This is a genomic window from Flagellimonas abyssi (genome assembly GCF_019457905.1).
Taxonomy (GTDB): domain Bacteria; phylum Bacteroidota; class Bacteroidia; order Flavobacteriales; family Flavobacteriaceae; genus Flagellimonas; species Flagellimonas abyssi.
Window position 1 is genome coordinate 94,455 of the sequence record NZ_JAHZSV010000007.1, and the last position, 13,019, is coordinate 107,473.

A 13,019-nucleotide genomic window follows, 5' to 3' on the forward strand; every position below is an offset into this window, starting at 1 on the left:
AACAAAAGACCATATCACATCAAACTAAACTGGACTAAGATGAAAATTATCAAACTAACCATGCTTTTGGTCGTACTGGCCATAGCAAGCTGTGGCAATCCAAAGCCCGAAACCACAGCAACTGCCGAGACTCCCGAAACCGTACAAGATGAACGGGAGTTTTATCAACTAAAAATCTACTACTTCAGTTCCGAAGAGCAGGTCAACGCTACCGATGCCTATCTAAAAAACGCCTTTTTGCCCGCCGTAAAAAAACAGGGTATCGACAAGGTCGGGGTATTCAAATCAAGGGTCACGGAAACCGATACTGTGCAGAAAACCTATGTTTTATTGCCTTTTGAAAGTTTGGATGACTTTCGGGCATTGGAAAATAAAATTCTTGAGGACAGCACCTACCTAGCTGCTGGAAGTTCCTACATCGATGCGAATTACGATAATCCGCCCTATAATCATATAGAATCCATCCTAATGCAGGCTTTCTCCGATATGCCGCAGATGGAAACTCCCAACTTGGACGGTCCACGCGCGGAACGGATCTACGAACTGCGAAGCTATGAATCGCCCACGGAAGAATACTATCGCAACAAAGTGGATATGTTCAACGCAGGTGGGGAAGTCAAACTTTTTGACCGATTGGGTTTCAACGCTGTGTTCTATGGGGAAGTACTTTCAGGACCCAAAATGCCCAATTTAATGTATATGACCACCCATCCCGATATGGCCACCAGAGATAAAAATTGGGAGGCTTTTGTGGATTCTCCTGAGTGGAAGGAACTCATTGCCATATCCAAATATGAAAACAACGTATCCCATGCGGATATCTGGTTGTTGTACCCCACCGAATATTCGGATTATTAGGAATAAGACCCCATTGCAACATAGATGATGGAACTTATCTATTTTACGAGTAAAACCTGTGGTGTCTGCAAGGTACTGAAACCAAAACTATTGGAAGCCGTTCAGGAAAATTTTCCCGATGTCAACATTCGCGTGGTGGATGTGGAGGAAGAAACGGAATTTACTGGACAGTCCATGGTATTTACGCTGCCTGTGGTCATCATCAAGGCGGACGGCAAGGAAATGCATCAGTTTGCCCGCAGTTTTTCAGTGTACGAAGTACTCAAAAAAAAATGAATCAACTCACTAAAAATCAATATAGTTAGCATTTAATTTGAAACGTAGCGCACCCCTGTAAATTTTCAATCAACGGATCGAACAATTTTATACCTTCATTCAAAAATTCATTACATATAAAATGATTCATCCAGATACAGAACTGCGCTTTATCAGCAACGAAATTGGGTACGGCGTGGTCGCTACAAAGTTTATTCCCGCGGGAACCGTTACATGGGTATTGGACCAATTGGACAGAGAATTCACTCCCTTGGAATTACAACAGATGGCACCGATCTATCAAAATATATTGGACACCTATACTTTTCGAAACAACAAGGGCAACTACATTTTATGTTGGGACAACGGAAGGTACGTTAACCATAGTTTCAATTCCAACTGCCTTACTACAGCCTACGATTTTGAAATTGCCATCAGGGACATTCAACCAGGGGAACAATTGACCGATGATTACGGTTACCTGAACATTCCTTTGCCATTTCGGGCGGCCGACGAAGGGACCCGACGAAAGATCGTGTACCCCGACGACCTATTAAAATACTATAAGGTCTGGGACAACAAGATCAAAAAGGTCTTTGGGAACATTACCAAACAGCAACAGCCTTTACGCGGACTCCTTCCAGAGGAACTTTGGGACAAAATCGAAAATATTGTTGCGGGTCGGGAAGAAATGGACTCGATACTCAACAACTTTTACCACGGTGTGCCGATAGAAATTTCGGAACAGACCGTTTAAAATAAAAAAGGCACCCAAACGGTGCCTTTTTCATTCCTTTTCATAGCTTAATCAATCAATTGCCAAAACTATTGGCCAATCGTGGTTTTTGACTTTTACTCCCAATAAACAAATCCGTAAGCGGTTTAAAGTGTCGCTTCCACTGGTAGGGAGCAAAGTCAAACCACAATTTAACTTCGGGTGCATTGCCCTTAGCCACCCTAAATCCGTTCTCGATTCGAAAATCCAGACGATCGAACGAATTGGCGGTTTCCTCCACCCCATCGTGGTAAATAAACTGGTTGCCCCATCCCGCCATGTAAAAGCGAAATGCAGTGTATTTACCTTCGGGCAGGGAAAGTACGCTCTTGGAGCGTATAAAGTTGCCAGATCCGATACCCTTGAACGTTACCGGGTTTTGACCGGGAAAATCTATTATAAAATGTTCTTTACCTTGTTCATCTATTGCTGAAAACTTGGTAATGTTCAATGTCATTTCTGAAACATGATAAGCCGTTGCGGCCTCATTGGACAAAATCAACTCTGCTCCTTTGTTCTCCGAGCCATACCAATCGGTAAGGACACTCGGAGTGTAAGGTGCTGTCGACCATATTGTTGGATAAAAATTATTCTTTTTCATAGCAATTGTATATCTAAAGTTATACAGGTACAAAGTTGGGGTAGTTTTCCTACCCTGACGTCTAATAGATTATCCAGTTTATATGCTCAATTAACACAAAAACCTGGTTTTAAGATTTTTTTTGGTTAAAATGACACAAAATTAAATACCATTCAGCAAACCACACTATCTTTCAAACGAATGAAAGTAGACTACATTTTTCTTCTGCTCGCCCTGGTAGCCGAAATTATCGGGACCATCGGGGGCTTTGGCTCTTCGGTATTCTTTGTACCGATCGGTAATTTTTATTTTGATTTCTACTCCGTACTTGGAATGACGGCCATTTTTCATTTGTCCAGCAACATCAGCAAGATTTTCCTGTTCAAAAAAGGGCTGGACAAAAAATTATTGCTTTACATCGGGGTTCCATCCGTGCTCTTCGTCATTATAGGTGGTTTTCTATCCAAAATAGCTAACAGTTATGCACTGGAAATTGTGTTGGGGGTTTTCCTTGTGGTTTTCAGTCTTTTGTTCTTGATTAAAAGTGAAATCATTGTGCTGCCCAACAAAAAGAACTCGATAATCGGAGGGGCACTATCGGGCTTCTCAGCAGGCCTCTTGGGAACTGGAGGGGCCATTCGCGGACTTACCATGGCCGCCTTTAATTTGGAAAAAAGTGCTTTCATCGCTACTTCGGCGTTCATCGATTTTATGATCGATTTCTCACGGACCTTCGTTTATTATGGCAATGGATATATTGGTAAACAAGAGTTGATGTACCTTCCATTTTTATTCGCTATTGGATTGATAGGCACTTACTTGGGGAAAAGAATATTAAAGTATATCCCACAGGAAAAGTTTAGAAAAATCAGCTTGATCTTAATACTATTGATTGGCTTGGTAACCATCGCCAAGCTGGCTTTTGACCATTGGGTTTAGTTTTCTTCGTAATTCTCCCCGATTCTGTCCAAAACCTTTAAAAAGATTTCAAATTCCGATGTGTCCACATCCTTAACGGCAAGTTTTCGTAAAGCTAGGGCACTGGGCAGAGTAATATTCAAGATTTCCTGTCCTTTGGGGGTAAGTTCTAATTTAAATCGCTTTTGATCACCTTCAAAACGAGTCTTGGAAATCCAGCCTTTACGCTCCAGACCTGCAATGACACGTGAGGTCGTGGCCCTGTTCCGAAAGTTCTCGTTCACAATGTCCCGTTGACTCGCATCATCTCCCAATTGATGGATTTGATAAAGAATCACCCATTGCTCAATGGTCGTGTCCACACCAAGCTCATCAAATTTGCGCAAATAGGCCTTTTGAATCTTGCGGAGCACCAAATCCAAATGGAACCCCATTCCCTGTATTTCATCGATACGACTGAGCATTTTTTAAAAGAATAGCCACAAAAATAGGAATTCCTATTTTCACAAGTGCCATTGACAAAGAGCATCAAAAATTTTAACTCAAAATTGAGTAGGTAAAATCGTTTTCGTATCCCAAAATTATTATTTTTGTTGTTGATGCAACAATAATAAGGACTAAACAAAAAAATATGGACACCATGGAAACATCCACTATTCCACAAGGAGCAAACACTACCGAAGATTTTATGCCCATAAACGGGACAGATTACATCGAACTATATGTAGGCAACTCCAAGCAAGCAGCACATTTCTACAAAACGGCTTTCGGTTTTCAATCGTACGCTCAGGCAGGTTTGGAAACTGGTCTGCAAGACCGTGAGAGCTACGTAGTGGTGCAGGATAAAATTCGATTGGTACTTACCTCTCCCCTGAAAAGTGGAACCGAAATAGGCAAACATATCGACAAACATGGTGATGGTGTAAAAGTCGTGGCCCTTTGGGTAGATGATGCCACCATAGCTTATAACAATGCCATGCAACGCGGTGCCAAATCCTATATGGAGCCTAAAGTTGAAGAGGATAAGAATGGAAAAGTGGTGCGCGCAGGAATCCATACCTACGGGGAGACCATCCATATTTTTGTGGAACGCAAGGATTACAACGGAACATTTCTTCCCGGGTTTAAAAAATGGGAAACACCCGATTACAATCCAGAGCCTACCGGTCTAAAATTTGTGGATCACATGGTAGGCAACGTAGGATGGAACAAAATGAACCATTGGGTGAAGTTCTACGAGGATGTGTTGGGGTTCAAGAACATCCTTTCTTTTGATGACAAGGATATCTCTACCGAATACACCGCTTTGATGAGCAAAGTGATGAGCAACGGAAACGGAAGAATTAAATTTCCTATCAACGAGCCTGCCGAAGGGCAGAAAAAATCCCAAGTAGAAGAATATTTGGACTTTTATGAGGATGAAGGCGTTCAACATATTGCTGTTGCCACGGATGACATCATCCAGACCGTTCGCGACCTTAGAAGCCGAGGTGTAGAATTCCTACGGGTTCCAGCAACCTATTACGATGCCGTTTCCGACCGTGTCGGTGAAATTGACGAGGATATTGCCCCGTTGAAAGAACTGGGCATCTTGGTGGACCGCGATGACGAAGGGTACCTATTGCAAATCTTCACCAAACCGGTAGAGCCCAGACCAACGATGTTCTTTGAAATTATCCAAAGAAAGGGTGCACAGTCGTTTGGAAAAGGTAACTTTAAAGCACTGTTCGAAGCCATAGAGCGTGAGCAAGAGCTTCGTGGCACATTGCATTAATCATAGTTAAGAGTGATGAGTTATGGGTTATTGAATTTCAGACTCATAACTCATAACTTTAAACTCAAAACTGATAAAAAAATGCCTATTTATCATAAACTCGGGAAAATTCCGCCCAAGCGTCATACCCAATTCGAAAAACCTGGTGGAGGACTCTATTACGAGCAGCTTTTCGGTACCATCGGATTTGATGGAATGTCCTCGCTTTCCTATCACGTACATCGGCCTACGCAGGTCAAGGAAATAGGAAAAGCCTTGGACGTGAGCCCAAAGATTGCGGTGGAAAAGAACATTACTAGCCGTAAGTTCATCGGTTTTGATGTAGCTCCCAAAGATGATTTCTTGGAATCGCGCGAACCCCTTTTGGTGAACAACGACGTGCATGTAGGTTTGGCCGCTCCAAAAAAATCGCTGACGGATTATTTTTATAAAAATGCCGATGCGGATGAGATGCTCTTTATCCACAAAGGAGCGGGGACCTTAAAAACCTTTTTGGGCAATATTCCGTTTGAGTATGGGGATTACCTCATCATTCCACGTGGGATGATCTATCAAATAGAGTTTGATACAGAGGACAACCGCATTTTATACGCTGAGTCCTTCCATCCAATTTATACCCCAAAACGGTATCGGAACTGGTTCGGACAACTTTTGGAGCACTCCCCTTTCTGTGAGCGCGATTACAAATTGCCTCAGGACTTGGAAACTTTTGATGAAAAAGGAGAGTTTCTAATGAAAATCAAAAAGCAAGGCATGTTGCATCAACTCGTTTATGCCACACATCCTTTTGATGTAGTAGGCTGGGACGGTTACAACTTCCCTTACGGGTTTTCCATCCATAATTTTGAACCGATTACGGGACGCGTGCACCAACCGCCACCTGTACATCAAACATTTGAGACCGGTGCTTTTGTGATATGTTCATTCTGCCCCAGGCTGTATGATTACCACCCAAAATCTATTCCAGCGCCGTACAACCATTCCAATATAGATTCGGACGAAGTATTGTACTACGTGGATGGGGATTTTATGAGCCGGACAGGGATAGGGCCGGGTTATATATCGTTGCATCCAGCAGGGATTCCGCACGGGCCACACCCTGGCACGTACGAGGCGAGTATAGGCAAAAAGGGCACAGAGGAGTTGGCCGTGATGATCGATACCTTCAAACCCTTGCAGGTTACGGAGAACGCCCTCAAAATTGATGATGGAAAGTATTATAAATCGTGGTTGGAGTAAATTTGATTGAATTGAGGGTCATTTCGAAATGAGCCAAGCGATGGAGAAATCTAAAATTCAGATTTCTCACATCCTTTCGAAATGACAAAAAAACAGAGTACTGCCAGAGTTAATGCTGAGCAAAGCCGAAGTGCAGGAATTACACATACCATTCAATGATCATAGATATACCTGAAAACTCAGATTTTTCGATTCACAATATTCCCTTCGGGATTTTTTCCACCAAGGATAGAAGTCCAAGGGTAGGGGTTGCCGTAGGCGAACATATTTTGGATTTGGCCGCCGTGGCCGAATTGGACGTGTTCGATTTCAACACGGCGCTACTGGAAAAAGATACCTTGAACGATTTTATTTCCCTTGGGAAGGAAATCACGACACGGGTACGCAAAAAGATTCAGTATTGGTTAAAGGATCGCGAGTCAGTCTTGGCCGGAAAGCCAGAGCTCTTTGTGAAGCAATCCGAAGCCCAGATGCATATGCCCGTTGCCATTGGTGATTACACGGATTTTTATTCAAGTTTGGAACATGCCACCAATGTAGGGAAAATGTTCCGTGACCCAGAAAATGCGCTCTTGCCCAATTGGAAGCACATTCCAGTCGGCTATCACGGGAGGGCAAGTTCCATTATCGTGAGCGGACAGCCCATTTATCGTCCCAAAGGTCAAACAAAGCCCAACGATGCAGAGGCTCCCGTTTTTGGTCCTACGCAACGTTTGGATTTTGAATTGGAAATGGGATTCATTTGCGGAAAAGAGACGCCATTGGGCGAATCCATCTCTACCAAAAATGCTGAGGATTACATCTTCGGGCTGGTATTGTTCAACGATTGGTCGGCCAGGGATATCCAAAAATGGGAATATGTACCGCTTGGCCCGTTTCTGGCCAAGAATTTTGCCTCATCGATTTCTCCGTGGGTAGTGACCTTAGAGGCTTTGGAACCCTTCAAACTAACAGGGCCCAAACAAGAGCCTGAAGTATTGCCTTATTTGCAATTTGAGGGCGACAAAAATTATGACATCAATTTAGAAGTCCGCATCCAACCAGAAAAAGGTGAGGAAACCACCGTTTGCCTGAGCAACTTTAAACATATGTACTGGAATATGGCCCAGCAATTGGCGCATCATACGGTAAATGGATGCAACATCAACATTGGGGATATGATGGCTTCCGGAACCATTTCCGGTAAGGAAGAAAACAGTTTTGGTTCTATGTTGGAATTGTCCTGGGGCGGTACAAAACCCGTCAAACTAAAAAATGGAAGCGAACGCAAATTCATTGAAGACGGTGATACGGTAACAATGAAAGGTTACGCACAAAAAGACGATATTAGAGTCGGATTTGGCGAAGTGACCACTAAAGTGTTGCCTGCTAAATAATTTTGGCAGCTGAGCGGAGTCGAAACTATTGAATGGTGACTTCGACACCGCTCAGTCACCCACTTTAAAACAATATCGATTACTGCCGAGGCGCAGGAACAATAAAACAAAATCAATCTAAATGATAAAAACCTTAGACCCAACCACCATACCTCAACCCGAACTTTACACTATTCTATCCACTGCGGTGGCTCCAAGGCCGATTTGCTTTGCAAGCACCGTGGATGCCGAGGGCAAAGTAAATTTGAGCCCGTACAGTTTTTTTAACGTCTTCAGTTCCAATCCGCCCGTGATGGTGTTTTCCCCAACACGAAGCGGCAGGGACAATTCCTTAAAACATACGCATCAAAATGTGGTAGAAGTGCCCGAAGTGGTCATCAATGTGGTGAACCACAAAATGGCGGAGCAGATGTCGCTCTCGAGCACTGCTTATGACAAAGGGGTCAACGAATTTGTAAAAGCGGGCTTTACTGAAGTTCCCAGCGTAAAAGTAAAACCACCACGCGTGGGCGAAGCACCCGTATCTTTTGAATGTTCGGTTTTGGAAGTAGTGGAACTGGCCCAAACCCCAGGAGCAGGAAACTTGATCATTGCCCAAGTGGACATGATTCACATCAACGATGCGTACTTAACCGATGATATTCTGGACACCGAAAAGTTGGATTTGGTGGGCCGTATGGGAGGCAACTGGTACATCCGAGCCATAAAAGAATCCTTGTTTGAGATTCCAAAGCCCATCCGCACTCATGGAATTGGGGTAGATGCATTGCCGAAAGGGATTCGTGAAAGCGAGATACTCACAGGAAACAATTTAGGGCGATTGGGGAATTTGGAACAATTGCCCACTACCGAAGCAATTAAAACTGTTATTGAGGTTGATGGAGTTCAAAATAAATCCAAAACCGAATTGCATACCTTGGCCAAACAGTTGTTGGAAGAGGGTGATACGGAAAAGGCGATGGCGTATTTGTTGTTTGCGGAGGGTTTATGATTTTTTTGGCTAAATAGAAGAAAATGTATCATTACTTTTTTGGCTTTTTATATCACTACTATGATAAAACAAAAAAAGGAGACAAATCCAAAATCCCCTTCCTATCAACCATTCTAGTAATGTCAGTTTTATTAGGGCTTAATTTCCTTGTCTTAAGAGATATTTACTTATTTCAAATAAAAGGAATTAGCGTTAAATTTTTAGATTATAGAAGCTCGATTGTATTGACAACATTAATCATCATTAACTATGTATATTTTATTAGCAGGTATCAAAAGATTTTAAGTAAACACGTTAAAAAAAGTTCACATAGCACAATTTGTCTTCTCTATATCATAACAACAATTGGTTTAGCCATAGCAACTGCCTATTCTGTTAGAAATAATTTGTCATGGTGGAAATAAAAGACCAAAACCAAAAGATGAAAAAAAATATAAAATCCATTTTCAAGGCCCATTTGGTGCCGAAAGAAGTCTATAAAGGCGGAAAAAACATTCCCCCGACGGATAAAAAAATATATAAACTATCCTCCAACGAAAATCCTTTGGGTGCATCGCCCAAGGCCGTTGCTGCTATGAAAGCAGCACTGGGCAATATCGATATCTACCCCGACCAGACCGATATTCGTTTACGCGAAGCCTTGATCCAAGATTTTGATGGCCAGTTGAGCGCAGACCAATTTTTGTGCGGAAATAGCGGTTCTGAGGTCATTGATATACTACTACGGGCTTTCATCAACGAAGGGGACGAAGTGATATTTTCTAACCCGTGCTTTTTGCCCTACTCCGTTTTTTCGAGATGGTATGGTGCCAATCAGGTAGATGTTCCTTTACTATCTCCCAACTACGATTTGGATGTGGAAGGTATTTTGAATGCCATCACGGAGAAGACCAAGATCATTTTTTTGACCAGTCCCAACAATCCTACGGGAACCTACATTCCAAAATCCGTAATGGACGATTTTATGGCGCGTGTCCCCAAAAATATTGTGGTGGTGTTTGATGAAGTCTACCGCCATTTTGCGGACGCTGAGGATTATGTTACCGCATTGCCCTATGTATTGGAAGGTCACAATGTGATTGGACTCAACAGTTTTTCCAAAACCTACGGATTGGCTGGGCAACGCATCGGATATGGGTATACCACGACAACCATTGCCAATTATGTACGTTTGATACACAAACCTTTTTTATTACCATTGACTTCAATCGAGGCTGCCATTGGGGCTTTGAACGACACCGAATTCATCGAGGCAACCGTAAAAACGGTTTTGGAAGGCAGAACTTTTGTAGCCAAAGCCTTTGATGAACTCGGCATCAAATATTGGCCGAGCCAAGCCAACTTTTTTATCATTGATCCGCCATTCCCCGAAATGGAGTTCACCGATAAAATGATGGAACAGGGTATTATGGTACGACCTGTTTCACAATTTGGCGCCCCTGGAAAAGTACGTATTACCATAGGCAATAAAGAGGCGAATGCTGCTATGGTGACAGCACTCAAAAAGATAATTGAAGTATAATTGATACTTCTTTATGAGACATCTCGACTGCGCTCGATGTGACAATTACAATACAAACCGATACGTAGCCTTCAATAAGAAGATGTTCTGTGGTTTTTGTCCGAAGATATTGTCGCCCAAACTGGACAACAAACCATTTGTAGGATTTCCATCTCTTGAAACGTCTTGCGACCATACCAAGAATATTTCCGAGCCCGGGATGTACTCCCATCGAATAACCAAGTTGGAACGAAACTGCACAAAGGAAAAATCGGGGTTATCAAAACTAAAATCGGCTACCCCGTCCAAATCCTCATCAATAGCATAAGTGCCATCGGATAAACTGGTCTGTTCCGAAGTGTATTGGACAAATCTATCTTCGAAAACCTTGGCGACAGGGTCGGTAATATGTTTAAAATTGGAATAGCGTCCCCGGGAAATAAATGGTTGCCCCCAATACTGAATGGTCAGGTTGGGATTAATGGTATAGTTCAACCGAACGGACATACTCAAAGTATGCTGATCTATTTTTCCATTCAGATATCTTGGTGAACCATTTATATCGTCAAAATTATCAATGAACTGAAGTTTGTCATGATTGATGTCCAAAGAAGGGAATACGGAAACCCGCAAGGCATTTATCGGTTGGTACGCAAACCCTCCCTCCATATAATAGTTCTTGATGGAGTTGTCCAAAGCTCTTCGCCCATTATGATAAAAAGAAAACCGTAATTTTTTTCGATAATCCGTGCTGATATTATTCCAAAAGCTCACCCACGGAGACTGTCGCAATCTAGGACCGCCCCGTAATGCGAAGTTGGAATACTCAATCGGCGCAAAATTGAACCCGATATTGGTCTGGTAGTTGTTTTTCCAGTTTTGCCAACTGTTGGTATTGAACTGCAAATAATTGTGATTCCCCTGAAAATCCCATGCTGTCCAGTGGTTATAATTGATGCCCACACGCCTAAAGGTACTATCCGGTTTTAGGGTTTGATATCCAATCCAAGTGTAGTGACGCACATCATCTGCCTGACGCTGAAACCCGATATCGTTGAGTTCCAGTTCAGGGGAACGCCATGTGGCCCCGGATTCAAATTTCCAATGTCCGTTGCCTATCTTACCTATTTGCACATTTCCTCCCGTACCCGTAAGCGATGTCCTTGTGGTATCCACGGCAACATGGTCCGCGCCCACCCTATTGAACAAGTGCGTAATGGATTGTTGGGTATTGGTAATGGCTTCCTCACTACCTCGAACATGGCTCATGGTAATATTGCCACCAACATACCAGTCCCGATTGGCCCATTGATGTTTAAAATCCAGTCCGCCCGTGTACGCGGCATCATGCAGAAAATTAAGCTGTTCGGGGATTTGTTCGCGGTTGGTCGCTGTAAAAATGCCCCCGATATAGGAGTTTCTCTCGTTGAAATCCTTTTGCAACCTTCCCACAAAATAATTGGTCAAGGGCTCTACCATTTCTTTTCGAGTCCCGCCTTCATCATTTATTATAGTAGCGGTCCGTTGGGCGGTCACACTTTCGAGAACGCCTATGGCCCATCCATCTTTGGTTTTTCCACTAAACTTGGCTGCACCAATGATCGGGGTATTGTCGGGTTGGTCCACGAACTCGCCATCTGCGGTGTCTGGATATCCCTGCGGACTTCTGCCTATCCTACGGGAATAGAAAATATTGTCCGACCCAAAAGTGTTGCCCGCTTCGGATTGGGAGACACTAAAATCAAAAATATTCTTGTTCTCCACAAAAAAGGGACGACGTTCTTGAAAAAATATCTGAAAACCATCCAGCGCAATGGCGGAGGGGTCTGCATCTACCTGACCAAAATCTGGGTTTACAGTCAAATCCAAGGTAAGGTCATTGGTGATTCCTATTTTAGCATCGAGTCCAGCGGTGATATTGCTCTCGCTACCGTCCCGGAACGGATTTCCTTCCTCGGCTTCGTAGGTTTCGGTTTTGGCGACGGTATAAGGCTGAATTTCCAACTGCTTTTGAGGTTCAATGTTCTTTAACCCATGCAGCTCTCCAAACTCGCTCACCCAACCGGGCTGATCTACAGGTTTACGTTGCCAGAGCGAACGTTCCTCACTTCTAAAAAAACGACGTGTGGACTGGAGTCCCCAAACTTGCTCTTCTGCATTTCCAAATTTTAACTGACTCAAAGGGATGCGCAGCTCAGCCGTCCATCCCTTATCATCAACATTGGTTTTGGCATACCAAATAGGGTTCCAACTTTCGTCCCAATTATTTCCATTGTTTGATATAAACTCATCTCCTTTCACACCTGCAGCCGTAATGGTAAAGGAGAAAGCGGTACGTTTATCAAAATAGCTATCAATATTGAACTCCACCCAGTCCCCATCAAATCCGTCCCTTCGGGATAAACGCTTCACAATTTTATCAGGCTCGTCATCAAAACACCGCACACCTATATATAAGTTCTTGCTATCGTAAAGTATTTTGAATTGGGTTTGATGTGATGGAGGTGTATTCTCATCGGGCTGCCACTCAACATAGTCCCCGCCCCATTCAACTAGGTTCCACGCCTCGTCTTCCAATATACCATTAATAGTGGGCGCCACATACTCGCCCAAAGATTGGGTAGTATACTTCTTTTTGATGATGACTTCGGTGGAATCTTGTGCTTGTGCGGAAAAAATGAGGAATAGGGTCAGGAAAACCAGAGCTGCGTTTCTCACGTGTTCGTTTTTTGATTGATTGACACGATAAAGA

The 13,019-nt window shown here is 43.2% G+C and carries 12 protein-coding genes; 9 read left to right on the forward strand and 3 right to left on the reverse strand.

The features are described 5' to 3' along the window. Nucleotides 1-39 precede the first annotated feature (39 nt). The 3 genes from K1F36_RS06830 to K1F36_RS06840 all read left to right on the forward strand — a co-directional run bounded on the left by K1F36_RS06830 (nucleotide 40) and on the right by K1F36_RS06840 (nucleotide 1,870). Nucleotides 40-858, forward strand: coding sequence for an NIPSNAP family protein (locus K1F36_RS06830; RefSeq protein WP_220113148.1), 819 nt, complete (start codon nucleotides 40-42; stop codon nucleotides 856-858). Between the two features lie 24 nt (nucleotides 859-882). Continuing rightward, nucleotides 883-1,134: a thioredoxin family protein gene (locus tag K1F36_RS06835; protein WP_220113149.1), complete on the forward strand. Its 252-nt coding sequence runs from the start codon at nucleotides 883-885 to the stop codon at nucleotides 1,132-1,134. A 121-nt stretch (nucleotides 1,135-1,255) separates the two neighbouring features. Next, a complete protein-coding gene (locus K1F36_RS06840; RefSeq protein WP_220113150.1) occupies nucleotides 1,256-1,870 on the forward strand; it encodes an SET domain-containing protein in 615 nt (204 codons plus the stop codon). A 55-nt stretch (nucleotides 1,871-1,925) separates the two neighbouring features. On the opposite strand, the gene K1F36_RS06845 is transcribed toward K1F36_RS06840, so the two are convergent. Then, on the reverse strand, nucleotides 1,926-2,489 hold the full coding sequence (locus K1F36_RS06845; protein ID WP_220113151.1) for a hypothetical protein: 564 nt from the start codon (nucleotides 2,487-2,489) through the stop codon (nucleotides 1,926-1,928). Nucleotides 2,490-2,669: 180 nt separating this feature from the next. Between K1F36_RS06845 and K1F36_RS06850 the strand changes: the two genes are divergently transcribed. Next, nucleotides 2,670-3,407 (forward strand): sulfite exporter TauE/SafE family protein, encoded by a 738-nt coding sequence (locus K1F36_RS06850; RefSeq protein WP_220113152.1) that lies wholly within the window; start codon nucleotides 2,670-2,672, stop codon nucleotides 3,405-3,407. Here the strand turns inward: K1F36_RS06850 and K1F36_RS06855 are convergent. Next, entirely contained in the window at nucleotides 3,404-3,850 is a 447-nt protein-coding gene (locus tag K1F36_RS06855) for a MarR family winged helix-turn-helix transcriptional regulator (protein WP_220113153.1), read from the reverse strand. The genes K1F36_RS06850 and K1F36_RS06855 overlap by 4 nt on opposite strands. Before the next feature lie 167 nt (nucleotides 3,851-4,017). Between K1F36_RS06855 and hppD the strand changes: the two genes are divergently transcribed. From hppD to K1F36_RS06880, 5 genes are all read left to right on the forward strand, one after another. Continuing rightward, nucleotides 4,018-5,160: a 4-hydroxyphenylpyruvate dioxygenase gene (gene hppD / locus K1F36_RS06860; RefSeq protein WP_417943849.1), complete on the forward strand. Its 1,143-nt coding sequence runs from the start codon at nucleotides 4,018-4,020 to the stop codon at nucleotides 5,158-5,160. A gap of 81 nt (nucleotides 5,161-5,241) precedes the next feature. Next, nucleotides 5,242-6,399: a homogentisate 1,2-dioxygenase gene (locus K1F36_RS06865; protein WP_220113154.1), complete on the forward strand. Its 1,158-nt coding sequence runs from the start codon at nucleotides 5,242-5,244 to the stop codon at nucleotides 6,397-6,399. Between the two features lie 155 nt (nucleotides 6,400-6,554). After that, nucleotides 6,555-7,775: a fumarylacetoacetase gene (gene fahA, locus K1F36_RS06870; protein ID WP_220113155.1), complete on the forward strand. Its 1,221-nt coding sequence runs from the start codon at nucleotides 6,555-6,557 to the stop codon at nucleotides 7,773-7,775. A 121-nt stretch (nucleotides 7,776-7,896) separates the two neighbouring features. Next, nucleotides 7,897-8,766, forward strand: coding sequence for a flavin reductase family protein (locus tag K1F36_RS06875; protein ID WP_220113156.1), 870 nt, complete (start codon nucleotides 7,897-7,899; stop codon nucleotides 8,764-8,766). 421 nt (nucleotides 8,767-9,187) lie between these two features. Continuing rightward, a complete protein-coding gene (locus K1F36_RS06880; RefSeq protein WP_220113157.1) occupies nucleotides 9,188-10,288 on the forward strand; it encodes a pyridoxal phosphate-dependent aminotransferase in 1,101 nt (366 codons plus the stop codon). Nucleotides 10,289-10,333: 45 nt separating this feature from the next. Here the strand turns inward: K1F36_RS06880 and K1F36_RS06885 are convergent, their stop codons facing one another. After that, nucleotides 10,334-12,985, reverse strand: coding sequence for a DUF5916 domain-containing protein (locus K1F36_RS06885; RefSeq protein WP_220113158.1), 2,652 nt, complete (start codon nucleotides 12,983-12,985; stop codon nucleotides 10,334-10,336). Nucleotides 12,986-13,019: the final 34 nt, after the last annotated feature.